This window comes from Vallicoccus soli, assembly GCF_003594885.1.
In the GTDB taxonomy this organism is placed as follows: domain Bacteria; phylum Actinomycetota; class Actinomycetes; order Motilibacterales; family Motilibacteraceae; genus Vallicoccus; species Vallicoccus soli.
In genome coordinates this window covers 188,576-213,152 of sequence record NZ_QZEZ01000005.1, presented here as the reverse complement: position 1 = coordinate 213,152, position 24,577 = coordinate 188,576, and the positions used below count along the sequence as shown (strand labels likewise).

Below are 24,577 nucleotides of genomic sequence, written 5' to 3'. Positions count from 1 at the left end.
CGGGTCACCGGCGGCGGGGCCGCAGGGCCGTGTCGAGCACCCGCAGGCGCCGCCGCGGGTCCATGAGGTTGCCGCCCACCGCCTCCAGGTCCGCGGCGTCCGGGGTCTCCACGCGCACCCGGGTGCCCCCCGCCTCGACCGCCGCGACCTCGCGCAGCAGGAACGGCGTGACGTGCCGCCGCCACCGCCGCTCGAGCCGCGCCTCGAGGCCGCGGGGGCGGTCGTACCGGCTGGGCGGCGCGGTGGCGGTCGGCGCGAGGACGACCACCTCGTCGTACCCGGCGCCGGCGAGGAGGCCGACCGACGTGGAGGACAGCGAGCCCCCGTCGACGTACGGGACGCCGTCGAGGACGGTGGGGGCGTACCAGCCGGGCAGCGAGCACGAGGCGGCGACGGCCTCGGAGAGCCGGGCCCGCGGGGCGCCCTCGCGCCCGAAGACGACCCGCCGGCCCGTGCGGTAGTCCAGCGCGCACACCCACACCGGCCGCGGCGCCCACGCCGCGCCGCCGAGCGCCGCCTCGACGGCAGCGGCGAGCGCGGCGTGCGAGCCGCGCCCGCGGGGCGCGAGGCCGACGAGGGTGACGAGCGGGCGCTGCGCGCGGGGGCGGCGCAGGCCGGCCGCGACGAGCGACGGCGACCCGGGGCGCAGGGCGGGGCGGACGGGGCGGGGACCGCCCGTGCCCCGGTCGTGGTCCCAGTCCACGGCGACGTCGCCGGGCAGCGGGAGGCCGCGCTGGTGGTCGCGCAGCGCCTGCGGCGGGATGCCGGCGGCGAGCAGGGCTGCGAGGACGGAGCCCGCCGACGTGCCGACGACGAGGTCCCAGCGGTCGAGGCCCTCGTCGGCCAGCCGGCACAGGGCACCGGTCTCCCAGGCCGCGCCGAGCACGCCCCCGGCGCCGAGGACGAGCGCGCGCCTCACCGCACCGCGGCGACGAGCTGCGCGAGCGCCTCCGGCACGAGGTCCGCGAGCACGTCGAGGTCCGGGAGCAGGTCGCGGTCGGCCTGCAGGCCGAAGTAGACCCCGCCCGCGTACGAGGTCGTCGAGATGGACAGCGCTTGCCCGCGCGACAGGGGGGTGACCGGGTAGGCCGCCGTCATCCGCGCGCCGTCGGCGTAGAGCGTGTCCTGCGGTCCGGGGACGTTGGTCACCACGAGGTTGAACAGCCGCTGCGACAGCGTGCTCGCGACCCGCGCGCCGAGGCTGTGCAGGGTCGGCGGCGCGAAGCCGGCGATGCCGGTCAGGGTGCGCGCGCCCACCGCCGTGCCCGACTCCGCGTGCGCCGCCGTCTGGTACGCCGTCTGGTGCAGCCGCATCACCGCGCTGGGCTCGCCCACCGGCAGGTCCACGAGGACCGAGCGGACCCGCCCGCCCACGCCCGGCGCGGGCTCCTCGCCCTCCTCCGGCCGCACGCTCACCGGCACCAGGGCCCGGACGACCGCGGCGCGCCCCAGCGGCTCGCCGCGCGACATGAGGAACTCGCGCAGCGCCCCCGCGACGGTGGCGAGCACGACGTCGTTCACCGACGCCCCGTGCGCGCTGCGCACGGCGCGGAAGTCCTCGAGGGCGGTGTCCACCATGGCGTAGCGGCGCTGCTCGCCCACCGGGCCGTTGAGCGGCGAGGACGGGGCCGAGCGGGCCGTGGTCCGCGCGAGGGCGAGCACCCCGCCGGCGACCCGCCCGGCGGTCGTGCGCAGGTCCCTGAAGCCGGTGCGGACGGTGTCGACGAGCTCGCCGGGGCGCCGGACGGAGTCCGCCACGGCCCCGACGACGAGCTCCGGCCACGACGGCTCGGGCGCCGGGCGCCAGGAGTCCGGCGGGGAGGCGCCGGCGTGCGGGCTCGCGTCGACGATCACCTGGGCGATGTCCACGGCCGCCACGCCGTCGACCATGGCCTGGTGGGTCTTCGTGACGACCGCGAAGCGCCCGCCCTCGAGCCCCTCGACGAGGTACGCCTCCCACAGCGGGCGGCTGCGGTCGAGCCGGCGGGACTGCACGCGGGCCACGAACTCGGCGAGCTGGGCGCGGGTGCCCGGGCGCGGCAGCGCCGAGCGCCGCACGTGGTAGCTGATGTCGAAGCCCTCGTCGTCGACCCAGACCGGGTTGGCGATCCGGCCCGGGACGGCCTTGAGGCGCTGGCGGTAGCGCGGGACGTACGCGATGCGCTCGCCGATGAGCTGGACCAGGCGGTCGTGGTCGAACCCGTCGACGGGCTCCTCGAAGACCGCGACCGTGCCGACGTGCATGGCGGTCGTCGGCGACTCCAGGTAGAGGAAGGCGGCGTCGACCGCCGACAGCCGCTCGGGCACGCGGGGCCTCCCTCGGTCGTCGGACGTCGTGGGCCATCCTGTCAGGGGGCCCCGCCACCCCGCCGCACGGACCGACCACCAGCCCACGCCCGAGGAGCACCCCCGCTGTGACCCCCCTCCGCCGCCAGACCGCCGCCGCCGCGCTGCTCGCCGCCCTGGCCCTCGCCGGGTGCGCGTCGGCCGACGAGGAGCGGCCGACCGCCCCCGCGGCCACCGCGTCCGCCGCGCCGAGCCCGGCGGGGGCGGCGCCGGGGGCGACCCCGGGGGTGAGCCCGGAGGTGACGCCGACCGCGCCCGGCGTCGTCGGCACCCCGGGCACCGTCGCGCCGCAGGCGCGCGAGATCGAGGTGAGCGTCGTCGAGGGCGAGGTGCGCCCGGCCACGGGGACGTACGACGTCGAGCAGGGCGAGCAGCTGCGGATCACCGTGACGAGCGACGAGCCCGACGAGCTGCACGTGCACGGCTTCGGCGACCCGTCGCTCGAGCTCGAGCCGGGGGTCCCCGGCACGCTGGAGCTCACGGCGGACGAGACCGGCCAGTTCGAGGTCGAGACGCACGAGAGCGGCCTGCTGCTCTTCACGCTCGCCGTCCGCTGAGGTGCTGCTCGCCCACGGCGTCGGCAGCCGCCAGGACCTGCCGCTGCCCTTCTCCTTCACCCTCGTCGGCGCGGCGCTCGCGCTCGTCGTCTCGTTCGTCGCGCTCGGGACGCTGTGGCGCGAGCCGCGCCTCGGGGGCGAGCGCGCGGGGCGGCCCCTGCCGCGCCTGCAGCGGTTCGTCGACGCGCCCGCCACCCGGGCCGCGCTGCGGGTGCTCGGCGTCGTCGTCGCGGCGTACGTGCTCCTCGCCGCCTTCCTCGGCCCCGACCTCGCGACGAACCCGACCGCCGGCGTCGTGTACGTCCTGCTGTGGGTCGGCATCGTCCCGCTGTCGCTGCTGCTGGGGCCGGTCTGGCGCCTGGTGAACCCGCTGCGCGGGGTGCACGCGGCGGTGGCCGCGCTCCTGCGCATCGACCGGCGCCACGGCGTGCTCGACCTGCCGGCCGGGGCGGGCTACTGGCCCGCCGCGGCCGGCCTGCTGGCCTTCACCTGGATGGAGCTCGTCGCGCCGGACCGCGCGACGCTGCCGGTGCTGCGCACGGCGATCCTGCTGTACGCCGGGCTGCACCTGCTCGCCGCGGTCGTGTGGGGCTCGCGCTGGTTCGACCGCGGCGACGCCTTCGAGGTCTGGTCGGACCTCGTCGGGCGCCTCGCCCCGCTCGGCAGGCGGGCGGACGGCACCCTCGTGCTGCGCAACCCGCTCGACGGGATGGCCACGCTGCGGCCCGCCCCCGGCCTCGTCGCCGTGGTGGCGGTGATGCTCGGCAGCACCGGCTTCGACAGCCTCGGCTCGACGCCCACCTGGTTCCGCGCCGTGCAGAGCAGCGACGTGCCGCCGGTGCTGGCGGGCACCCTCGGCCTGCTCGGCGTCATCGCCGTCGTGCTCGCCGCCCTCGTCCTGTGCACCCGCGTCGCGGGCGCGGTCGGCGGCGGGGAGGTCGGCCCGCGACGGGCCCCCGGCGAGTTCGCGCACACCATCGTGCCGATCGCCGTCGGGTACGTCGTGGCGCACTACTACTCGCTCCTCGTGCTCGAGGGGCAGCGCACGCTGGTCCAGCTCTCCGACCCGCTCGTGCAGGGCTCGGACTGGCTGGGTCTCGGGGGGCGGGCCGTGGACAGCTCGCTCGTGACCCCGTCCGGGGTCGCCGCGCTCCAGGTCGTGGCCGTCGTCACCGGGCACGTGCTCGGCGTCGTGCTCGCGCACGACCGCGCCGTGCGCCTCTTCCCGCGCCGCGCGGTGGCCGGGCAGCTCCCGCTGCTCGTGCTCATGGTGGCGTACACCGTCGGCGGGCTGCTCCTGCTCTTCGCGGGGTAGCTCTGCGCGGGGTGGCTCTGCGCGGGTAGCCCTCCGCGGGACGTGCGGGCGCGTCAGCGCGCGAGGGGCCGCTCGAAGAGGACCTCGAGCTCGGCGGCGGTGGCCTCGTACGTCTCGTGGACCACGCCGACCATGCCCACGGCGACGGCCGCGGCGACGTTGGCGCGCAGGTCGTCGACGAACACGCACTCCCCCGCGGGCAGGCGGAGCCGGTCGAGGACGTGCGCGTAGATGCGCGCCTCGGGCTTGCGCATCCCCACCTCGCCGGAGATGACGACCTCGTCGAACATGTCGTCCCAGCCGTCGCGGGGGTAGTCGTTGCCCCACGAGTTCGACAGCAGCGCCGTGCGCAGGCCGGAGCGCCGGGCGCGCAGCACCAGCGCCGCCATCTCCGGGGCGTGCACGAAGTGGTCGAACATCCGCGCCAGCAGGCCCTCGGCCCGCAGCGGCGCCCCCGAGCGGCTGCGCAGCCGCTCCGCCAGCCGGCGCTCGAAGTCGGGCACCGCCACCTCGCCGCGCTCCAGCGCGTAGAGGGGGTTCTGCTCGGCCGCCGCCGCGACGTCCCCGCCCAGCCAGGTCCGCAGCACCTCGCGGAAGCTGTCGAGGTCGACGTCCTCCGCCTCGGCCCACGCGCCGGTGGACAGCTCCAGGGAGCCCGTGAGGACCCCGCCCCAGTCGACCACCAGCCCCGTCAGCGCCACGGGCGCGATGCTAGGCGGCGCGCCGCCGCCACGTCCTGCCCAGCCGCGGCCGGCGGCCGGGGACGACCCCGGCGAGGCGTACGGCCAGCGGCTCCAGCGCCGCCCGCACCGGCGAGCCCGGGGCCGCCTCCGCGAGCAGCCGCCCCTCGAGCAGCGCCGCGTCGAGCCCGGCCCGGTCCTCGGGCACCAGCAGGACCTCGTCGACGCCGGCGTACCGGGACAACGCTTCCCGCAGCTGCACGGCCGGGTCGCCGCCGACGGGGCCCCTGCGCACGCGGTTGAGGACGACGACGGGGTCGGCCGTCGGGACCGCGTCGCGCAGCTCGGCCAGGCCGCGCACCAGGCGCTGCACCCCGACCGGGTCGGCCGTCCCGACCGCGACGACGGTGTCGGCCCGGGCGAGGACCTCCAGGGTGGCGCCGTTGCGGCGCGGCGCGGCGGTGTCGAACGCCAGCTCCTCGTCCTCCTCGAGGCAGAAGCCGCAGTCGACGACCGTGAGGTCGGCGAGCCGGCGCGCCAGGTCGAGGACCACCTCGAGCGAGGCGGGGCGCAGCTCGGGCCAGCGGTCGGCCCGCGCGATGCCGGTGAGCACGCGCAGCCGGGGCACGACGACGGGGGCGAGCTTCGCCAGGGCCGGCAGGTCGAGCACCCCGCTGTTCGCGGCCCGCGCGGCCGCCGCCAGGCCCGGCGACTCGTCGAGCAGGCCGAGGACCTGCGCGACCACCCCGCCGTACACGTCGGCGTCGGCGAGCAGCGTCGGGACGCCGAGCCGCGCGGACTCCCCCGCGAGGGTGACGGCCAGCGTGGTGCGCCCCGGCGCCCCCGCGGGGCCCCACACGGCGACGACCCGCCCGTCGCCGGACGGCGGGGCCTCAGCGCCGGCCGCGGGCACCGGGTCGGCGAGGGCGCTGCGCGGGTCGGCGACGTCACGCGGGTGCGCGGGGGCCTCGCCGTCGACGGCCGCCTGCACCGCCTCGGCGAGGTCGGCCGCGGCGGCGTCGGCCGGCAGGACCCGCAGGACGCCGAGCTGGCGGACCCGCCGCTCCGCGGCCTCGTCGCCGGGACCCGTCAGCGCGACCACGGCGACCCCGGCCGCGGCGAGGCGGGCGAGGGCGTCCCGGTCGAGCCGGCGCAGCGAGGCGCTCACGACGGCGGCGCGCGCCGTGCCGGTGCCGGCCGCGGCGAGCAGGTCGGCCACGTCGACGCAGCGGCGCACGACCTCGACGCCGCCGTCGCGCTCGAGGGCGGTGACCAGCGCCGCCTCCCACGGCTCGCCCGTGACGGCGAGCAGCAGCGGCACGCTCACGACGCGCCCACCGGCACCTGGAGCAGGCGCAGCGCGCCGCGGGCCTGCGCGTCGAGCACCGCCCGGGCGCCCTCGGGCGTGACGAGCAGGACGACGCTGCCCCCGCGCGAGCCGGGCGCGAGGCCGCCGGTCCTCTCGGCGACCTCGTCCACCGTCACGCCCTCGAGGACCGGCTCGGACGCCGGCGGCGCCGCGTCGCCGGGACCGGCGCCGGGGACGACGTACAGGTCGACGACGGCGTGGTCGCGCAGCCCGGTCGCCGAGACGGGGTCCACCTCGACCGGCAGGCGGCGCAGGTCCTGCGCGCCCTCGCGGGCCACCGCCGCCGCCGGCAGCAGCTCGCCGTCGCCCACGGCGCGGGTGAGCACCCAGCCGACCGGCGGGGCGCCGGCGGCGGAGACGTAGCGGGCGGCGCCGGCGTCGAGGCGCACGTCGCGGCGGACGAGGTCGTCCTCGCCGAGCCGGGTGCCGGGGCCGAGGTCGGCGGTGACCGCCCACACCGGCACGGCGTCGTCGGCCGCGGCCACCACGCGGGCGCCGAGCACCACGGAGGCCAGGACGAGCAGCAGCCCCACCACGAGGCGGGCGTCGAGCCAGCGCGGGCGCGCGAGGCGCGGCGCGGCGGGGGCGGGCAGGTCGGGCACGGCGGTCCTCGGGGTCGCACGGGGTGGGGACCGGACGATGCTCGCAAGCCGGGCGCCCGGCGGCGGGCGGGTCGGCGCGGGATCACCCGACGGCAGCAGCGCCGCGCCGCGCCCTGTGGACGGCCGCCGACGCGCTGCACCCGCCGGGTGCCACCATGCCCTGGTGCGGGCGCCGGCCCGCGCCGCGCGACCGACGGACGGAGGGGCCCGAGCCGATGGCGAGCCCGCGCTTCCTGCAGCTGGCCGACGTGGCCGAGGTGCTCAACATCAGCTCGGCGCAGGCGTACGCGCTGGTGCGCTCCGGCGAGCTGCCGGCCATCAAGGTCGGGGGCCGCGGGCAGTGGCGCGTCGAGGCCTCCGTGCTCGAGGACTACATCCAGCGGATGTACGCCGAGACCCGCGCCTTCGTCGCCCAGCACCCGTTCGGCCGCGGGGACGAGCCCGAGGGGTGAGCCTGCCGGCGGGCGTCGGCCCGCCGTGAGCGGGGGCGCCGGCGCGCCCTCGGCAGGGGTGGGCGTCAGCCCGCCCGGAGCACGGCCAGCGCCGGGAGCGGGACGAGCCGCACCCCGCGCACCCCGCCGCGCCGGCGCGGCTCGCCCGGCGGGTGCTCGGCGAGCTCGACGAAGTCGGCGCCGACGAGGTCGAGGGTCCCGGTGAGCCGGGTGCCGTCGACGAGCTCCAGCACGACGGGGGCGCGGTCCCGCGCCACGCCGCGCAGGACGTGCCCGAGACCCAGCCGCCCCCGCAGGCCGGGCCCGCTGAGGGCGCCGGTCCCGGTGCCCTCAGCGCCCCCGGCGCCCCCGGCGCCCGCGGCGCCCGTCGGGGCGGGCGGCGCGCTGCGCCGGCCGAGCCCCGTCACGCCGGCGAGCGCCGCGAGCGGCACGACGGCGCGCCCCCCGGCCGGCTCGGCGAGCAGGAGCCAGTCGCGGCCGACCTCCTCGAGCACGCCCTGCACGGCGCCGCCGCCCAGCACGTGCAGGCCCAGTGCCGTGCCCACGGCGGCGGCCAGCCGGTCGCCCGTGCGGAGCAGCGCCGCCTCCCGGCGGCTGCGGTCGGCGACCTCCGCCGCCAGCTCGGCCCGGTCGGCGGCGTCCAGCTGCGCCTCGAGGTCGTCGAAGAGCCTCTCCCACCGCACGCCCGCCTCCTCCCCCCGTCGGCGGCGGGTACGCGCCCGAGCGTGCGCGCAGGGTGCGCCCACCGTGACCCGCCCGCCGCCGCGCGGGTGAGCTCCGTCCACAACCGCGCCCGACCGCTTGATCCTGCCCTCCCCGCGCTTGTACACAAGCAAACGCAAGCAAACGACGGCATCGGAGGTCGACGTGGTCCGAGCGCTCCCCCCGCGGCTGCGCGCGCTGGGTGTGGCCGGCGGCAGCGCCGCGCTCTGGCTGGCCGCCAGCGCGCTCGTCGGCTGGGCCGGCGCAGCCCCGCTCTCGGCGGTGCGCGGCCCCGGGCCCGCGCGGCTCGACGACCTCGTCGCGGTCGCCGCCGCCGGCGGGGCGTGGCTCGCGCTCACCTGGCTGGCCCTCGGTGCCGGCCTCTGCGCGCTCGCGGCGCTGCGCGGCGGCGCCGGGCGCGCGGCCGCGCTGGCCGGGCGGCTCGCCCCGGCGGCGCTGCGGCGCGCGGTGGGTGCCGCGGTCGGCGCGGCCGTGCTCGGTGGCACCGCCCTCGCCGGGGCGGGCGCCGCCGGGGCCGCTGCGGCCCCGGCCGCGCCCGTGGCCGCCGTACGGGTCCTCGACGCCTCCGCCGTCGACCGTCCCGCCGCGCAGCCCGCAGCCGGGGCCGGCTCCGACGCCCCCCGCACCGACGGCGCGGCCACTGATCGCCCGGTCCCCGCCGGACCTGCCGAGGCCATCGCGCCCGCCCCGCACGCCCCGGCGGCCCTGCCCGCCGGCTGGACGCCCGACCGGCCCGCGGCGGCCCCGGCCCTGCAACGGGCGGCCGAGGCCGTGCGGCTCGTGACGGCCGTCCCGCGCGCCGACGCCGAGCGCGCCGGCCACGGCGCGGACGGGGCCGACGAGGTCGTCGTGCGCGCGGGCGACACGCTCTGGGACATCGCCCGGCGCACCCTCGGCCCCGGCGCCACCGACCTCGAGGTCGCGCGGGCCTGGCCCCGGTGGCACGCCGCGAACCTCGACGTCGTCGGCGAGGACCCCTCGCTCATCCGCCCCGGGCAGGTGCTCCGGGCCCCGGGCTGAGCTCCCTCCCCCCGCCACCCGCCGGCGCCCCTGCTGCCCTGCCTCTGCCCCGCCCCGCCCCGCCCCGACCCGCCCTGCTCCGCCCTGCCCCGCCCTGCCCCGCCCCGCCCCGCCCCGACCGTCCGGAGGTCCTCGTGCCCGTCGACACCGCCCCGCGCCCGCGCCTGCTGCCCGTTCCGCGCAGCGAACCGGCCTGCGAGGAGCAGCGCGCCTGGACCGCGACGCCGTACCGGCGCCCCGCGACCCAGGGGACCCTCGCCCTGGCCTTCACCCTGCCCTCCGGGGCGCCCGCCGTGCCGCCGGCACCGCGCCTCGCGGCCGTCCCCGACGAGGACGACGAGGGGCCGCGCCCGACCCCGACGTGCGAGCTGCCCGACCCCGCCGCGTGGTCCGGGCGCTACGTCCAGGCCGCGCTGGAGGTGCTCGCCGGCGAGCGGCCCGTGACCCAGCTGGTGCGCTGGACGAGCGCGCGGGTGTACGCGGACCTGCAGCGCCGCGCCCTCGCCGCGGGCACCGCCGGGCCGGGCGCCCGCCGCGGCGGGCCGCGCTGCGCGGTCCGCAGCGTCCACGTCGGCGCCCCGGCCGACGGTGTCGCCGAGGTGTGCGCGGTCGTCGCCCGCGCCGGGCGGGTGCACGCCGTCGCGCTGCGCCTCGAGGGCCTCGGCGGGCGCTGGCGCTGCACCGCCCTGCAGGTCGGCTGAGCCCGCCCCGCCCTCGGCGCACGACCACGGCGGGGACGGGGCCCGGCTCTCCCCCGCCGTGATCATGCGGGCATGGCGCTCCGACCTCTCCCCCACCGCGATCGTGCGGGGGTGGCACGGGCAGCAGGAACCCCTCCCACCCTGCGCGCATGATCACCGCGGGGAAGCGTCCCGGCTCTCCCGCCGCGGCCATGCGGGGATGGCGCGGGCCGCGGGCGGCCGGCACTCCTCCGCCCTGCGCGCATGATCACCGCGGGGAAGGGGGCACGCCGCACCCGCGATCGTGCGAGGACGGCGCTGCCCGGGGGACGCACGACGGCCCGGCCCCTCAGGAACCGGGCCGTCGTGCGGTGGCCGTGCGGTGCGTCAGCGGCGCTTGCGGGCGCGGCGGCGCTCGGCGCGGTTGCCGGTGGACTCCTCGACCGGCTCGCCGTCCTCGGCGGTGCGCACGACGCCGCCCTCGCCGTCGACGGTGGGCGCGCTGTACTCGAGGTGGCTAGGCCGTGCGGGGGCCTCGAGGCCCTTCGCCCGGATCTGCGGCGCGGCCGGCGCCTCCCCGTCCGCGGCGGTCCCGGCGCCCTCGCCCTCGGCCCCGTCGGTGGCGGGGCCGGCCTGCACACCGCCGCCGAGGGCGGCGGCGGCCGCCGCGGCGGACGAGGCGTCGATGCGGGGGCCGGCGGGGGCGGGCTGCTCGACCTGCACCTCGACGTTGAAGAGGTAGCCGACCGACTCCTCCTTGATGGCCTCCATCATCGCGTTGAACAGGTCGAAGCCCTCGCGCTGGTACTCGACGAGCGGGTCGCGCTGGGCCATCGCGCGCAGGCCGATGCCCTCCTGCAGGTAGTCCATCTCGTAGAGGTGCTCGCGCCACTTGCGGTCGAGCACCGACAGGACGACCCGCCGCTCGAGCTCGCGCAGCACGTCCGGGCCGAGCTGCTGCTCACGGGCCTCGTACGCCGCCCGGGCGTCGGCCCGCAGCTCCTCGGCGAGCAGGTCCGCGGTGATGCCGGCGCGGTCGCCCGCCTCCTGCTCGAGGTCCTCGAGCGTGACGCCGACCGGGTAGAGCGTGCGCAGCGCCGTCCAGAGCTGCTCGAGGTCCCACTGCTCGGCGTAGCCCTCGGCGGTGGCACCGCGGACGTACCCGACGACCACGTCGTCGATCATGTGCTCGACCTGCTCGTGCAGGTCCTCGCCCTCGAGGACGCGCCGGCGCTCCTCGTAGATGACCTGGCGCTGGCGGTTGAGCACGTCGTCGTACTTGAGGACGTTCTTGCGGATCTCGAAGTTCTGCGCCTCGACCTGGGTCTGCGCGGAGCGGATGGCGTTGGTGACCATCTTGGACTCCAGCGGGACGTCGTCCTCGACGCCGCCGACGGCGAGGACGCGCTCGACGATGCCGGAGTTGAACAGGCGCATGAGGTCGTCGCCGAGCGAGAGGTAGAACCGCGACTCGCCCGGGTCGCCTTGGCGCCCGGAGCGCCCGCGCAGCTGGTTGTCGATGCGCCGCGACTCGTGGCGCTCGGTGCCCAGCACGTAGAGCCCCCCGAGGTCGACGACCTCCTCGTGCTCGGCCGCGACGGCCTTCTTCGCCTTCTCCAGCGCGTCGGGCCAGGCCGCCTCGTACCCCTCGGGGTCCTCGACCGGGTCGAGGCCGCGCTGGCGCAGCTCGGCGTCGGCCATGAACTCGGAGTTGCCGCCGAGCATGATGTCCGTGCCGCGGCCGGCCATGTTGGTGGCGACGGTGACCGCGCCCTTGCGCCCGGCCTGGGCGACGATCGCGGCCTCGCGCTCGTGGTGCTTGGCGTTGAGGACCTCGTGCGGGACGCCGCGGCGCTTGAGCAGCATCGACAGGTGCTCGGACTTCTCCACGCTCGTGGTGCCCACGAGCACCGGCTGCGAGCGGGCGTGGTGCTCGGCGATGTCCTCGACGACCGCGTCGAACTTCGCCTGCTCGGTGCGGTAGATGAGGTCCGGCTGGTCGATGCGCTGCATCTCGCGGTTCGTCGGGATGGGCACGACGCCGAGCTTGTAGATCTGACTGAACTCCGCGGCCTCGGTCATGGCCGTGCCGGTCATGCCGGAGAGCTTGTCGTACATGCGGAAGTAGTTCTGGAGGGTGATCGTGGCGAGCGTCTGGTTCTCGTCCTTGATCTTCACCCCCTCCTTGGCCTCGATGGCCTGGTGCATGCCCTCGTTGTAGCGGCGCCCGGCGAGGATGCGCCCGGTGTGCTCGTCGACGATGAGCACCTCGCCGTTCATGACGACGTAGTTCTTGTCGCGCTTGAAGAGCTCCTTGGCCTTCAGCGCGTTGTTGAGGTAGCCGACGAGCGGGGTGTTCACGCTGTCGTAGAGGTTGTCGATGCCGAGGTAGTCCTCGACCTTCGCCACCCCGGACTCGAGGATGCCGACGGTGCGCTTCTTCTCGTCGACCTCGTAGTCCCCGTCGACGCCCTTCTCGGGGTCGCCGCGGCGCAGGCGCGGGGCGATGCGGGCGAACTCCTGGTACCACTTCGTGGCCTGGTCCGCGGGACCGCTGATGATGAGCGGCGTGCGCGCCTCGTCGATGAGGATCGAGTCGACCTCGTCGACGATGGCGAAGTTGTGCCCGCGCTGGACGAGCTCCTCGCGGCTCCACGCCATGTTGTCGCGCAGGTAGTCGAAGCCGAACTCGTTGTTCGTGCCGTACGTGATGTCGCAGGCGTACTGCCGGCGGCGCTCGTCGGGCTTCATGTGCGCGAGGATCACGCCCACCTCGAGCCCGAGGAACCGGTGGACGCGGCCCATCCACTCGGAGTCGCGCTCGGCGAGGTAGTCGTTGACGGTGATGATGTGCACGCCCTTGCCGGAGAGGGCGTTGAGGTACGCCGGCAGGGTGCCGACGAGCGTCTTGCCCTCGCCGGTGCGCATCTCGGCGATGTTGCCGAGGTGCAGCGCGGCACCGCCCATGAGCTGCACGTCGTAGTGCCGCTGCCCCAGGGTCCGCTTGGCCGCCTCGCGCACCGTCGCGAACGCCTCGGGGAGGATGTCGTCGAGCGTCTCGCCCTTCTCGAGCCGCTCCTTGAACTCGCCGGTCATGCCGCGCAGCTCGTCGTCGCTCATCGCGACGAAGTCCTCCTCGATCGCGTTGACCTGCTTGGCGATCGCGGAGAGCTTGCGGACGATCTTGCCCTCGCCGGCGCGAAGGATCCTGTCGAGCAGTGCGGGCACTCGGACGACTCCTCGGTGCTTCGGTGGCGCGCGGACGCGCCGAGACACGCAGGCGCAGCGGCGCCCGCGGGCGCGCTGGCGCGGGGGCGGGCCCCGTCGCACCTGGCATGGTAGGCCGTCGCGCCGGGCAGGGGGGCCGTCGGTGCCGTGCTGGTCGCAGCGCGTGGCTGCACGACCCCGGGAGGTGGCAGGTGGAGCCGGTCGAGCTGCGCGGCGACGGCCTGGTCCTGCGCTGCTGGAGCCCGGGCGACGCGCCCGCCGTGCACGCCGCCTGCCAGGACCCGCTCGTGCAGCGCTGGACCACGGTGCCGGTCCCCTACACCGCGGAGCACGCCCGCGCCTTCGTCGAGCAGGCGCCGGCCCGCTGGGCCGTGGGGCTGCCCGCCTTCGGGGTGTACGACGCCACCAGCGGCGCCGTGCTCGGCGCGCACGGCGTCGTGGGAGCACCCGAGCCGGACGTGTACGAGCTGGGGCTGTGGGTGGCCGCGCCGGAGCGCGGGCGCGGGGTCGCCCGGGCCGCGACCCGCCTCGTGGCCGCCTTCGCCTTCGCCCGCCTGGGCGCGGTGCGCCTGGAGTGGCAGGCCGAGGTCGGCAACTGGCCGTCCCGGCGCGTGGCCGAGGCCTGCGGGTTCGTCGTCGAGGGGACGCTGCGGGGCCGGCTCGCGGGGCGCGGGGACCACCCCGGGCGGGCGGACGCCTGGATGGCGGGGCTGCTGCCGGAGGACCTGCGGTGACGCGCCCGCCGTACGACCGCCCCCAGCCGGTGCTCGAGGGCGCCCGGGTGCGCCTGCGCCCCGCACGGCCCGAGGACGCGGAGCAGGTGCTGCGCGCGGTGGACGGTGAGTACCTGCGCTGGACGACCGTGCCCGAGCCCTACCTGCCCGAGCACGCCCGCACCTTCGTCGAGGAGGTCTCGCCCGCGCCGTGGGCTCAGCGGGCGGGCGCCGGCTGGGTCCTCTGCCGCCCCGGCGACGACGCCTTCTGCGGCGCCCTCGACCTGCGCGTGGCACCGGAGGACCCGGGCCGCGCCGAGGTGGGGTACGCCTGCGCGCCGTGGGCCCGCGGCGAGGGGCTCGTCCCGGCCGCGCTCGTGCTCGCCGCCCGCTGGGCCTTCCCCGCCCTGGGGCTCGCCCGCCTCGAGTGGCGCGCCTACGTCGGCAACGACGCCTCGCGCCGGGCCGCCGAGAAGGCGGGGTTCCGCGTCGAGGGCCTGCAGCGCGCCCGGCTCGTGCAGCGCGGGGTCCGTCGCGACGCCTGGGTCGGGTCGCTGCTGCCGGGCGACCTCCCGCCGGCCTAGCCGCCCGTCGCCGGCGCGCGGCGCCGCGGCGCGCCGCGGGAGGACCTGGGCCGGGCCGCGCAGGGGGGACCGGCATGATGGGGGCCGAGAACCGGAGGTGGTCGAGGTGGTCGAGAGCAGCCCGCGGGGGCGTCCCGTGTCGTGGGCGGTCGTGGCCGTGGTGATCGTGGGCTTCATCGTCGGCGGGCTGGGGCTCATCCTCGGCCCCACGTGGTGGCTCTTCTGGGTCGGCGTGGTGCTCTCCGTCGGCGGCATCGTCGTCGGCTGGGCGACCGGCATGATGGAGGACGTGCACTAGCCCGCCGTCGCCACCGCGGCGGCCAGGGCGGGGGCGAGGTCGCCGCGGGGCTCGACGACCACGTCGTCCAGCCCCAGCCAGCCCGCCGCGAGCCGCAGCTCCGCGGCGAGCTCCTCGGCCACGGCGCCCGCCGGCTCCCCCGGCTCGAGGTACGACCCGCGCACCAGCAGCCGCCCGCCCGCCCGGTCGGCCTTGAGGTCGACCCGGGCGACGAGCCGGTCGCCGAGCAGGAACGGCAGCACGTAGTAGCCGTGCACCCGCTGGTCCTGCGGCACGTAGATCTCGATGCGGTAGCGGAAGCCGAAGAGCGCCTCGACGCGCGAGCGCTCCCACACGAGCGGGTCGAAGGGCGCGAGCAGGGCGCGCGCCGCGACCGCGCGGGGCACCCGCGCCTCGCGGTGCAGGTACGCCGGCCGCGCCCAGCCCTGCACCTGCACGGGCAGCAGCTCGCCGGCCGCGACGAGGGCCTCGACGGCGGCGCGGCTGTCGGCGGGGCGCAACCGGAAGTAGTCGCGCAGGCACGGCTCGCTGGCCACGCCGTGGGCCCGCGCGGCGATGCGGGTCAGCGCGACGAAGGCCTCCTCGTCGGTGGGGTCGGGGGCGTCGAGCACGGCGGCGGGCAGCACGCGCTCGGGTGCTGCGTAGCGGCGCTCGAAGGAGCTCGTGCGCCCGGCCGAGGTCACCTCCCCCGACCAGAACAGGTGCTCGAGCGCCTGCTTGACGAGCGACCAGTTCCAGCCCCAGTGCTCGCGGCTGCGCGGCGCGTCGTGCGCCAGCGAGGCCTCGACCTCCCCGGCGGTCATCGGGCCGCCCGCGCGCACCTCGGCGAGCACCGCGGCGACGAGCTGCGGGTGCTCGACCGCGACCCGGCGCATGCCGCCCCAGGCCTCCTCGCGCCAGCGGCGCATGCGCCAGCGCAGCAGCCGGTGCGTGGCCGGCGGGACGATGCTGGCCTCGTGCGCCCAGTACTCCACCAGGCGCCGCGGCGCGCGCCCGAGGGCCCGGTCGAGCAGGCCGCGGTCGTAGGGCCCGAGCCGGCTGAACAGCGGCAGGTAGTGCGCGCGCACGAGCACGTTGACGCTGTCGACCTGCAGCAGGCCGGTGCGCTCGACGGTCCCGGTGACCTGCCGGGTGCCCACGACCGCCGGCCGCGGCGCGGCGAGGCCCTGCGCGGCGACGGCGACCCGGCGCGCCTGCGCGGCGCTGAGGCGCTCGCGGGCGCGGCGCCGCAGCGGTGGCGCCGACGACCCGGCGAGCGGTCCTGCGGGGGGTCCGGGAGGCGCTGCGGGCACGGGCGCGATGCTGCCAGAGGGCACCGACGGCCCGGGGGCTCAGGTGATCTCGAGCAGCTTCTCGCGCACGGCGTAGACCACGGCCTCCATGCGCGAGTGCAGCTGGAGCTTCTCCAGGATGTTGCGCACGTGGTTCTTCACCGTGTTCTCGCTGATGAAGAGCTCCTTGGCGATGTCGCGGTTGTTGAGGCCGCGCGCGACGAGCCGGAGCACCTGCAGCTCGCGGTCGGTGAGCCGCGGCGCGGGGAGCTGCTGGCGCTCGTCGCTGCGCTTGACCATCGAGGCGAACTCGGTGAGCAGCTTGGACGCCATGGACGGGCTGATGAGCGACTGGCCGCCGGCGACCGCGCGGATCGCGGACGCCACCTCGTCGATGGAGATCTCCTTGAGCAGGTAGCCCGTGGCCCCGGCCTTGATCGCCTCGTAGAGGTCGGCTTCCTCGTCGGAGATGGTCAGCATGATGATCTTCGCGCTCGGGACGACGTCCTTGATGGCCGTGCAGGCCTGGATCCCGTCGCGGCGCGGCATCCGGATGTCCATGAGGACGATGTCCGGAGTGAGCTCGCGGGCCAGGTCGAGCGCCTCGGCGCCGTCGCCGGCCTCGCCGACGACGGAGATGTCCTCCTCCTGGCCGAGGACCATCTCCAGGCCCCGGCGGAAGAGCGCGTGGTCGTCGACGACGAGGACGCGGATGGGGTCGGCGCCCCCCGGCGCCACCCCCTCGCGGTCGTCGTCCGTCCCGGTCGGCACGGTCGGCACGGTCGGCACGGTCGGCACGGTCGGTCCGCTCGGCGCGCTCGGCGCGGTCGGCTCCGTCACGGTCTGGGCCCCCTGGGCGTGGTGCGGCGCCGGCCCCCTGCCGGCGCGCCCGATCCTCTCACGCGCGACCCCCTGCCGCGGGGCGCGCGGGCCGTACGCGACCCGGCGGGCCGCGCCGGCGCCGGCGCGGCCCGCCGGGCGGGCACCGCGGGCCCTCAGCCGCCCGCGGCCGCCGCGGCGCCCGGGGCGTCCGCGGCCTGCACCTCGAGGCGGATGACGCCGTAGTCGTACGCCCGGCGCCGGTAGACCACGCTCGGGCGCGCGGTCGCCTGGTCGACGAAGAGGAAGAAGTCGTGCCCCACGAGCTCCATCTCGTAGAGCGCCTGCTCGAGCGTCATGGGCGTCGCGGCGTGCACCTTCTCCCGCAGCACCATCGGGCCGTCGCCGTCCACGGCGGGCGCGCCGGCCACCACCGCCAGCCCGTCCGGCGCGGCGTCGTCGTCGGCCGCGCCGTCCTGCGCGGCGGCCCCGACCGGCGGCAGGTCCGCGAGCGCCGCGGTGGCCGCCGCCACCGACACGGGCGTCTTGCCGCCGTGGTGCACCCGGCGCCGGTCCGCACCCTTGCGCAGCCGGCCCTCGAGCTTGGCCCAGGCCATGTCCAGAGCGGCGTACGGGTCGTCGGCGGCGGCCTCGGCGCGGATGACCGGGCCGCGGGTGCGGCACGTGATCTCGATGCGCTCGCTCTGCCCGGCGAGGCGCGGGTTGTGCTCCTTGGACACCTCGACGTCGATGGTGATCACCTTGGGGTCGAGCCGGGCCACCTTGGCCAGCTTGTCGCCCACGTGCTTGCGGAAGCGGTCCGGCACCTCGCAGTGGCGGGCCTTGACGACGATGTCCACGGACTGTTGCTCCTTGCTCCTCGGGGACGGGACGGGGACCGCCGCTGCGGGCGGGTGCCGCGGGTCGGGGAGGGACGGTTGCCCCCGCGCCGGGGGACCAAGCGCCGCCGGTGGCAGCGGGGGGAGGTCCGGCCGGGCGCCCCGCGGGACGCCCGGCAGCCGGGGGAGGCACCCGCCCGGCCGACCTGGTCTTCGACCCCACATCCGCCTGCTGAGGGTCTCGCGGCCTGGGCCACTACTCCCCTTCTCCCGGGTCGGAGGACGTCTGGACCTCCGGCGGGGCAGGGCTTACTCCTAAGCCGCACCGTGATCGGACGACGACGAGTCGCCTTACGTGGGCCGTTTCGCCTGCGGCTGGCATCGGCTTGCCGGGCCCGGCCCCTGCAGGGGCCGCTCCCGGCGCAACCACGGACCCGAGCGGGTGCCATGGACGAACGCTAGTCCCCGCCGGGGCTCGACGTACGGCCACCCCTCGTCACGGTGCGCCGCGACCCCGTTGCGCAGCGGCACGCCTGCTGGTCAGCGGTCCGCCCGCGACGGACCCTCGCGGCGCAGCACGGTCACCGCGCCACCGCCCGCAGGTGCCGGCGCCGGGGCGTCGCGGCCACGACGGCCGCCGCGGGGACGCGCGCCCCCGCGGCCCGCAGGGCGCGCGCCGCCTCCGCCAGCGTCGCGCCCGTGGTGAGCACGTCGTCGACGACGACGACCGTGCGCCCGGCGAGCAGCGGCTCCGCCCGGGGCGCGACGGCGAGGGCGCCGTGCAGGTTGGCCCACCGCGCGCCGGCCCCGAGCCCCGCCTGGTCCGCGGGGCGCCGCGCCTGCGCCAGCGCCCGCGGCAGGAGCAGCGCCGGCGGGCAGCCCGCGCCGCCGGTGGCCAGCGCGCGCCGGACGAGCCGCTGCAGCGGGTCCCCGCCGCGGCGCCGGCGCGCGGCGCGCGTGCTCGGCACGGGGACGACCAGCGCCGGCCCCGCCGCGCGGGCCAGGGCCGCGCGCAGCGCACGCGCCAGCGCGTCGGCGAGGACGACCTCCAGCGCCCGCCGCCCGTCCTCCTTCCACGCGGCCAGCGCCCCGCGCACCGGGCCGGCGTACGTCGCCGCGGCCCAGGGCTCGGGCAGCCCCGGCGGTGCCGGGTCGGGCGGGGCCGGCGCCGCCGGCCCGACGAGCGCGGGCGCGCACCCGCGGCACAGCGGCGCGGACGCCGGGCCGTCGCCGCCGCAGCCGGCGCAGGAGGCCGGCAGCACGAGGTCGGCGAGGGCGCGGGCCACGGCGGCCGCCTCGGCGAGGGCGGGCCCGAGCGGGGACGCGCGCGCCGCGGCGGCGGTGGGTGCCGCGGTGCGCGGGGCGGTGCGTGCGGCGGTGCGTGCTTCGGCGCCGGGGGCGGTGTCCACGGGGCTCAGCCTCGCGGCCGGGCCCCGCCCGCGCCCGGCCCGCGCCCGCGCCTGGGGACGACCGGCCCCCGCGGACCCTGGGGACGACCGGCCCCCGCGGAGCCTGGGGACGACCGGCCCCCATGGGCCCTGGGGGCGACCGGCCCCCCGGGACCCCGGGGACGACGCACCCCACGGGCCCGCCCGCCCTCGGGTGCGGCGCCGTCAGCCCGGGTAGGCCGGGTCGGCGCCGGGCCCCGCCGCGGTCCAGCTGCGCCCCGCCGCCCGGAGCACCTGCCCGTCCGGCGTGCCGACGAGGACGGGGCGGTCCGGGGCGGCGGCGACGCTCACCGCGTCCACCGGGCCGGTGGGCACCGCGTCCCACCCGCTGACGTCGACGACGCGCACCTGGCGCCCCTCCCCCTCGACCACGCCGAGGACGGCCACCCGCCCGTCGTCCACCCAGGCCACGTCCCGCACGTCGACCACCTCGGGCGCGACGACGACGGGTCCGACGACGCGCAGCGGGACCTCGCCCCCGCCGCGCACCACGGCGCCGACGAGGAGGGCGTACCCCTGGCCGCGGCGCACGAGGAGCAGGGCGCGCGCCCCGTCGCGCGCCACCCGCACGCCCACGACCCGCAGCCCGGACGGGACCGCGACCGCGACGGGCGCGCCGTCGGCGGCGGCCACCCGCACGGTGCCGTCGGCGCGGTCGACGGACCAGAGGTGGCCGTACCGGTCCCAGGAGGGCTCGGCGAGGTCGCCGCCGGTGAGCACCGGGACGAGCGGGGCGTCGGGGGTCAGGGCGCCGCGCAGCAGGCGCCGCCGGTCCGGGCTGAGCACCGCGGCGACGTCGCCGGCCAGCGACAGCGCCGGCTCGCGCACGCGCGCCCCGCCCGTGCCGGCCTCGCCGGCGACGGCGACCCAGCCCTCCCCCTCCAGCCGGCCCAGGACGCCGTCGCGCACGACCGCGGCGTCGGCGTCCTCCGGCAGGGCGCCGGGGTCGAAGCCGGGCCAGGAGTCGCGGGACTGCTCGCCCGCGACGCCGGGGACGGCGTACTCCCCGCCCTCCACGCTGATGCGCACCGAGCGCACCTCGTCGAGCTGGCGCAGCGTCCACACGATCTGGGCGGACAGGGCCTGGCGCTCCTCGCTGCCGGCCCCGAACGCCTCCTCCGTGAGGTCGACCTGCGCGACGCCCCCCACCACCGGGACGCTCGCGACGGCCAGCGCCGTGCCGGCCGGTACGGCCGTGCGCACCGCGGGGGCCAGCCAGTCGCTCGGCCCCTCGAGCAGGCGCTGGGTGAGCGCCGTCGCCATGCTCGAGCGCACCGGCAGCGCGAGCAGGTCGGGCACGACGGTGCGTCCCGAGGGGTCCAGGAAGTAGACCGACGCCGTGCGGTAGGTGCGCTCCACGTCGAACGTCGTGTGCAGCAGGCCCGGCTCGAGGCCGTCGATGCGCCACTCCCCGCCCACCTGCTGCACCGAGAAGCGGGTGCGCAGCAGCACCGGCTCGGCCTCGGGGACGTAGCGCCCGTCGGGCCCGATGGCCGCCACCTGCTGCGCGGTGAGCGTCACGCTCGCGCCGCGGCGGGCGATGCGCAGCGTCCCGCTCTCGTACACGCGGGCCCCCGCCTGCGGGCGCCAGTCCTGGGCCGTCTCGGGGGCGAGGTACGCCCGCGCCGAGGCCCGGTCGTCCTCGGGGCTCGCCGAGGCGAGCAGGAAGCCGCGGACGACGTCCTCGGGGCCGGCGCCGGGGCGCGGCGGCGGGGGCAGGACGCGCACGGGCGGCTCGTCCAGCGCGACGGCGCTGTCCTGCCCCGGCCGGACCGGTCCGCTGTCGGGGATCGACGCGCAGCCGGCGAGCGCCAGGGCCGCGCCCAGCAGGGCGCCGAGGGCGCGGCGGCGGCGGCTCACGCGCGCCCCGCCGTCCGGCGGTACGGCCCGCCGACGCCCGACCCGCGCCCCCGGCGCGCGTCGGGGGGCTCGAGGGGCAGCGGGGACGCCGCGAGCTCCTGCCCCGCGCGGCGCGGCAGCGTGAGGCGGAACTGCGCGCCGTCGCCCGGCTCCCCCCAGGCCTGGAGCCAGCCGCCGTGCAGCTGGGCGTCCTCGAGGGCGATGGACAGGCCCAGCCCGGTGCCGCCCGTCGTGCGGGCCCGGGCGGGGTCGGCGCGCCAGAACCGGTTGAACACGAGCGCGGCCTCGCCCGGGCGGAGCCCGCAGCCGTGGTCGCGCACCGCCACGGCGACCGCGTCGCGGTCCTGCGCCACGTGCACCTCGACCGGGCCGCCCTCGCCGTGCTCGATGGCGTTGACCACGAGGTTGCGCAGCACGCGGTCGACCCTGCGCCGGTCGACCTCCGCGGTGCACGGCCACGGCGGGGCGACGAGGACGACGTCGCTGCCCTTGGCCTCGGCCAGCGCCTCGGACGCGTCGATGACGTGCTGGGCGACGTCGCGCAGGTCGACCTCCTCCGGCTCGAGGCTGGCGGCGCCCGCGTCGAACCGGCTGATCTCCAGCAGGTCGGCCAGCAGCGACTCGAAGCGGTCGAGCTGGGTCTGCAGGAGCTCCGCGCTGCGCCGGGTGACCGGGTCGAAGTCCTCGCGCGCGTCGTGCAGCACGTCGGCGGCCATCCGCACGGTGGTCAGGGGCGTGCGCAGCTCGTGGCTCACGTCGGAGACGAACCGGCGCTGCACCCGGGAGAGCTCCTCGAGCTTGCGGATCTGCCCCTGCAGGTTGGTCGCCATGCGGTTGAAGGAGGCGGCGAGGCGGGCGAGGTCGTCCTCGCCGCGCATGTGCATCCGCTCCTCGAGCCGGCCCGCGGCCAGCCGCTCGGCGATGCGCGCCGCCGCCTGCACGGGGCTCACGACCTGCCGGGTGACGAGCCACGCCAGCAGCGCCACGAGCACGACGAGCGCGAGGCCGCCGGCCAGCATGGTGCGCCGGACCAGCCCGAGCGTCTCCTGCTCCTGGTCGAGCGGGAAGAGGTAGTAGAGCTCGTACGGGCCCGCCGTGCCGGGCAGCACCACCGGGCTGCCGACGGCCAGCCCCGGGACGGGGCGCCCGTCCTCGGCCGGCGTGGTCACGTACGTCCACTGCTGGGCCGAGGTGGCGCGTACCCGCTCGCGGAGCCGCTCGGGGACCTCGCAGGGCGCGTCGGCGGGGCAGCTGGAGAGGTCGACCGCGACCCCCGGCGGGGCGTCCGCCGCCGACGGGGACCGCACGAGGAGCACGTCGTTGAGCCCCGCCGGGCCGCCGCTCGTGGCCAGGCGCTGCACGACCTGCGCGGCGAGCTCGGTGACGAGCTGCGGCTCGCCGGCGCCGGACGCGCTGAAGCTCTCCTGCGCGTCGCCGGCCCCCGCCGCCGCCTCGGCCAGCCCGGCCGCCACCTTGGCGTCGATGAGCCCGTCGGCGATGCGCTGCACGAGGAACTGCCCGAGCACGGCGATGACGACGAGCGAGAGCACCGTGGTCGAGGTGACGACCCGCAGGCGCAGGGACCGGCGCCAGACGGCCGGGCGGGGCACGCCGGGGAGCCCCCGCAGCAGGCCGGGGCCGTACCGGCGGCGGGGGCCGCGGGCGGCGGGGAGGGCGGTGGCGCCCGCCCGCGCGACGGGCTCGCTCAGCTCGCGCCCGCCTTGTAGCCGACCCCGCGCACGGTGACGACGACCTCGGGCTTCTCGGGGTCGTTCTCGACCTTGGAGCGCAGCCGCTGCACGTGCACGTTGACGAGGCGGGTGTCGGCGGCGTGCCGGTAGCCCCACACCTGCTCGAGCAGGACCTCGCGCGTGAACACCTGCCAGGGCTTGCGGGCGAGCGCCACGAGCAGGTCGAACTCGAGCGGGGTCAGGGCGATCTGGCGGTCGCCGCGCTTCACGCTGTGGCCGGCGACGTCGATGCTGAGGTCGCCGATCTGCAGCGTCTCGGGCACCGGGTCGTCGGTGCGGCGCAGCCGGGTGCGGATGCGCGCGACGAGTTCCTTGGGCTTGAACGGCTTGACGACGTAGTCGTCGGCGCCCGACTCCAGCCCGACGACGACGTCGACCGTGTCGGCCTTGGCGGTGAGCATGACGATGGGGACGCCGGACTCCGCGCGGATGCGCCGGCACACGTCGATGCCGTCGCGCCCCGGCAGCATGAGGTCGAGCAGGACCAGGTCGGGCCGGCTCTCGCGGAACACCGCGAGCGCCGCGGCGCCGTCGCCGCAGAACACCGGGTCGAAGCCCTCGCCGCGCAGGACGATGCCCAGCATCTCGGCGAGGGCGGGGTCGTCGTCGACGACCAGGACGCGTCCCTTCACCCCTCCATGGTGACACCCCGCGCGGCGCCGGGCCGCCGCACGCGCCCGCGCCGCTCGTCCGGCCCCGCCGCGCTCCTCCGTGCCACGATGAGCGCAGACCGGCCGGGCCCCGCGCGAGCCCCGGCCGCCGCAGGACCGCGACCGCGCCACGAGGGGGACCCGATGACCGACAGCCCGCGCCCGCCCGGGCCGTACGAGCCCGGCGACGCGGACGGCGCCCCGCCGCCGGCCCCGGTCCCGCCCGGCTGGTCGCCCCAGCAGCCGCCGCCGGCCCCCTCCGCCGGGACGGCGCCCGGAGGCGCCGGAGGCGCCGGCGGTCCCGGCGGTCCCGTCGGCTGGGAGCGGGGCGGGCAGGGCTGGGGCGGGCAGGGCTGGGGCGGGCAGGGCTGGGGCGGGGCTCCGTACGGCGGCGCCCCGCAGGGCGGGGGCCCGTACGGCGGCGCCCCGCAGGGCGGCCCGGGACGGGCGCCCTGGGCGCCCCCGGCGCCGAAGCCCGGGATCATCCCGCTGCGCCCGCTCGGGGTCGGCGAGCTGCTGGACGGCGCGATCAGCACCCTGCGCTCGCACCCGCGGACCGTCCTCGGCCTCTCCGCCCTCGTCGCCCTGGTGACCCAGCTCGTCGAGGTGCCGCTGTCGTGGCTGCTGCTCGGGGACCTCGACCTCGAGACCGGCGCGGCGGCCGGCGACCTCGGCGACCTGGGGGGCCTCGGCGCGACGGCGCTGGTGAGCCTGGTGGTGACGCTGCTCGCCGCGACCTTCCTCACCGGCGTGCTCACCGTCGTCGTGAGCCGGGCGGTGCTCGGCGAGGACCTCTCCCTCGGCGAGGCGTGGGCGCGGGCGCGGCCCCGGCTGCTCCCGCTGCTCGGGCTGACCCTGCTCAGCATGCTGCTGCTCGGGCTGGTGCTGCTCGTCCCCGTGCTGCCGGGCGTCCTCGTGGCGGCGACCGGCGGCGACGGCGACGTCGCCGCCGGGCTCGTCCTGCTGGGGCTGGTCGTGGGCCTGCCGCTGCTGGCGTGGGTGTACGTGCGGATCGCGCTCGCCAGCCCCGCCGTCGTGCTCGAGGGCAGCCCGGTCGTCGCGTCGCTGCGGCGCTCGGCGCGCCTCGTGCAGGGCGCGTGGTGGCGCACGTTCGGCGTGCTGCTGCTCGTGAACCTCGTGGCCGGCATCCTCAGCGGCATCCTCAGCGTGCCGTTCTCGGTGGCCGCGGGCCTCACCTCGCCGGACCCGTCGGACCTGGTGCCGCTGCTGGTCACCGCCGTCGGCACGGTCGTGGCCTCGGCCATCACCTGGCCGTTCACGGCGGCCGCGACCGTGCTCCTCTACGTCGACCGGCGCATGCGCCGCGAGGGGCTCGACCTCGAGCTGTCCCGCGCCGTCGGCCGGTGACGGC

23 protein-coding genes are annotated in these 24,577 nt (G+C 78.2%); 9 read left to right on the top strand and 14 right to left on the bottom strand.

What is annotated here, in order from left to right; translation table 11 throughout:
• Positions 1-4 precede the first annotated feature (4 nt).
• Both D5H78_RS20305 and D5H78_RS12265 read right to left on the bottom strand, forming a co-directional pair.
• The gene (locus D5H78_RS20305) at positions 5-919 is read right to left on the bottom strand and encodes a patatin-like phospholipase family protein (RefSeq protein ID WP_119950776.1); all 915 of its coding nucleotides are present in this window, start codon (positions 917-919) and stop codon (positions 5-7) included.
• A complete protein-coding gene (locus D5H78_RS12265) occupies positions 916-2,307 on the bottom strand; it encodes a WS/DGAT/MGAT family O-acyltransferase (RefSeq protein ID WP_119950775.1) in 1,392 nt (463 codons plus the stop codon). The genes D5H78_RS20305 and D5H78_RS12265 overlap by 4 nt, the downstream gene beginning before the upstream one ends.
• A 107-nt stretch (positions 2,308-2,414) precedes the next feature.
• Between D5H78_RS12265 and D5H78_RS12260 the strand changes: the two genes are divergently transcribed.
• Positions 2,415-2,903, top strand: coding sequence for a cupredoxin domain-containing protein (locus D5H78_RS12260; RefSeq protein WP_119950774.1), 489 nt, complete (start codon positions 2,415-2,417; stop codon positions 2,901-2,903).
• Between the two features lies 1 nt (position 2,904).
• A complete protein-coding gene (locus D5H78_RS12255; RefSeq protein ID WP_119950773.1) occupies positions 2,905-4,218 on the top strand; it encodes a hypothetical protein in 1,314 nt (437 codons plus the stop codon).
• Positions 4,219-4,271: 53 nt separating this feature from the next.
• Here D5H78_RS12255 and D5H78_RS12250 read toward each other — a convergent pair whose 3' ends face one another.
• The 3 genes from D5H78_RS12250 to D5H78_RS12240 are packed head-to-tail and all read right to left on the bottom strand — an operon-like array spanning position 4,272 to position 6,869.
• Positions 4,272-4,919, bottom strand: coding sequence for an HAD-IA family hydrolase (locus D5H78_RS12250; RefSeq protein WP_218566543.1), 648 nt, complete (start codon positions 4,917-4,919; stop codon positions 4,272-4,274).
• 10 nt (positions 4,920-4,929) lie between these two features.
• A complete protein-coding gene (locus D5H78_RS12245) occupies positions 4,930-6,225 on the bottom strand; it encodes a CpaE/TadZ family protein (protein ID WP_119950772.1) in 1,296 nt (431 codons plus the stop codon).
• Positions 6,222-6,869, bottom strand: coding sequence for a CpaB family protein (locus D5H78_RS12240; protein ID WP_119950771.1), 648 nt, complete (start codon positions 6,867-6,869; stop codon positions 6,222-6,224). The genes D5H78_RS12245 and D5H78_RS12240 overlap by 4 nt, the downstream gene beginning before the upstream one ends.
• A gap of 215 nt (positions 6,870-7,084) precedes the next feature.
• Here D5H78_RS12240 and D5H78_RS12235 point away from each other — a divergent pair, with 215 nt between their 5' ends.
• A complete protein-coding gene (locus tag D5H78_RS12235; RefSeq protein ID WP_119950770.1) occupies positions 7,085-7,321 on the top strand; it encodes a helix-turn-helix domain-containing protein in 237 nt (78 codons plus the stop codon).
• 65 nt (positions 7,322-7,386) lie between these two features.
• Here the strand turns inward: D5H78_RS12235 and D5H78_RS12230 are convergent, their stop codons facing one another.
• The gene (locus tag D5H78_RS12230; protein ID WP_119950769.1) at positions 7,387-8,004 is read right to left on the bottom strand and encodes a hypothetical protein; all 618 of its coding nucleotides are present in this window, start codon (positions 8,002-8,004) and stop codon (positions 7,387-7,389) included.
• Between the two features lie 184 nt (positions 8,005-8,188).
• Between D5H78_RS12230 and D5H78_RS12225 the strand changes: the two genes are divergently transcribed.
• Both D5H78_RS12225 and D5H78_RS12220 read left to right on the top strand, forming a co-directional pair.
• Positions 8,189-9,064 carry a LysM peptidoglycan-binding domain-containing protein gene (locus tag D5H78_RS12225; RefSeq protein ID WP_165865721.1) on the top strand — a complete coding sequence of 292 codons (876 nt, stop codon included), beginning with the start codon at positions 8,189-8,191 and terminating at the stop codon, positions 9,062-9,064.
• A gap of 134 nt (positions 9,065-9,198) precedes the next feature.
• Positions 9,199-9,765, top strand: coding sequence for an Rv3235 family protein (locus D5H78_RS12220; RefSeq protein ID WP_119950767.1), 567 nt, complete (start codon positions 9,199-9,201; stop codon positions 9,763-9,765).
• 366 nt (positions 9,766-10,131) lie between these two features.
• Here D5H78_RS12220 and secA read toward each other — a convergent pair whose 3' ends face one another.
• A complete protein-coding gene (gene secA, locus D5H78_RS12215) occupies positions 10,132-12,972 on the bottom strand; it encodes a preprotein translocase subunit SecA (protein ID WP_119950766.1) in 2,841 nt (946 codons plus the stop codon).
• A gap of 191 nt (positions 12,973-13,163) precedes the next feature.
• On the opposite strand from secA, the gene D5H78_RS12210 reads away from it, so the two are divergent.
• The 3 genes from D5H78_RS12210 to D5H78_RS12200 all read left to right on the top strand — a co-directional run bounded on the left by D5H78_RS12210 (position 13,164) and on the right by D5H78_RS12200 (position 14,567).
• Positions 13,164-13,706, top strand: coding sequence for a GNAT family N-acetyltransferase (locus D5H78_RS12210; protein WP_165865720.1), 543 nt, complete (start codon positions 13,164-13,166; stop codon positions 13,704-13,706).
• Positions 13,703-14,269 carry a GNAT family N-acetyltransferase gene (locus tag D5H78_RS12205; protein WP_165865719.1) on the top strand — a complete coding sequence of 189 codons (567 nt, stop codon included), beginning with the start codon at positions 13,703-13,705 and terminating at the stop codon, positions 14,267-14,269. The genes D5H78_RS12210 and D5H78_RS12205 overlap by 4 nt, the downstream gene beginning before the upstream one ends.
• A 106-nt stretch (positions 14,270-14,375) precedes the next feature.
• Positions 14,376-14,567 (top strand): HGxxPAAW family protein, encoded by a 192-nt coding sequence (locus D5H78_RS12200; RefSeq protein ID WP_133412053.1) that lies wholly within the window; start codon positions 14,376-14,378, stop codon positions 14,565-14,567.
• On the opposite strand, the gene D5H78_RS12195 is transcribed toward D5H78_RS12200, so the two are convergent.
• The 7 genes from D5H78_RS12195 to mtrA form a co-directional block, all read right to left on the bottom strand.
• On the bottom strand, positions 14,564-15,799 hold the full coding sequence (locus D5H78_RS12195; RefSeq protein WP_119950862.1) for a winged helix-turn-helix domain-containing protein: 1,236 nt from the start codon (positions 15,797-15,799) through the stop codon (positions 14,564-14,566). The two genes, D5H78_RS12200 and D5H78_RS12195, sit on opposite strands and share 4 nt — an antisense overlap.
• A 99-nt stretch (positions 15,800-15,898) precedes the next feature.
• A complete protein-coding gene (locus D5H78_RS12190) occupies positions 15,899-16,618 on the bottom strand; it encodes a response regulator (RefSeq protein ID WP_425472953.1) in 720 nt (239 codons plus the stop codon).
• Between the two features lie 215 nt (positions 16,619-16,833).
• Entirely contained in the window at positions 16,834-17,517 is a 684-nt protein-coding gene (gene hpf / locus D5H78_RS12180) for a ribosome hibernation-promoting factor, HPF/YfiA family (protein WP_119950760.1), read from the bottom strand.
• Positions 17,518-18,077: 560 nt separating this feature from the next.
• On the bottom strand, positions 18,078-18,905 hold the full coding sequence (locus D5H78_RS12175; RefSeq protein ID WP_218566541.1) for a ComF family protein: 828 nt from the start codon (positions 18,903-18,905) through the stop codon (positions 18,078-18,080).
• Between the two features lie 204 nt (positions 18,906-19,109).
• A complete protein-coding gene (locus tag D5H78_RS12170; RefSeq protein ID WP_119950759.1) occupies positions 19,110-20,804 on the bottom strand; it encodes an LpqB family beta-propeller domain-containing protein in 1,695 nt (564 codons plus the stop codon).
• A complete protein-coding gene (gene mtrB / locus D5H78_RS12165; protein WP_218566540.1) occupies positions 20,801-22,414 on the bottom strand; it encodes an MtrAB system histidine kinase MtrB in 1,614 nt (537 codons plus the stop codon). The genes D5H78_RS12170 and mtrB overlap by 4 nt, the downstream gene beginning before the upstream one ends.
• 95 nt (positions 22,415-22,509) lie before the next feature.
• A complete protein-coding gene (mtrA, locus tag D5H78_RS12160) occupies positions 22,510-23,187 on the bottom strand; it encodes an MtrAB system response regulator MtrA (RefSeq protein ID WP_119950758.1) in 678 nt (225 codons plus the stop codon).
• A 162-nt stretch (positions 23,188-23,349) separates the two neighbouring features.
• On the opposite strand from mtrA, the gene D5H78_RS12155 reads away from it, so the two are divergent.
• Positions 23,350-24,573, top strand: a complete 1,224-nt coding sequence (locus D5H78_RS12155; RefSeq protein WP_119950757.1) for a DUF7847 domain-containing protein — start codon at positions 23,350-23,352, stop codon at positions 24,571-24,573.
• Positions 24,574-24,577 lie beyond the last annotated feature (4 nt).

Bases quoted from the DNA above. Each gene is read 5' to 3' on its own strand.
- D5H78_RS12235 (WP_119950770.1), top strand. From the start codon at position 7,085: ATGGCGAGCCCGCGCTTCCTGCAGCTGGCCGACGTGGCCGAGGTGCTC.
- D5H78_RS12155 (WP_119950757.1), top strand. From the start codon at position 23,350: ATGACCGACAGCCCGCGCCCGCCCGGGCCGTACGAGCCCGGCGACGCG.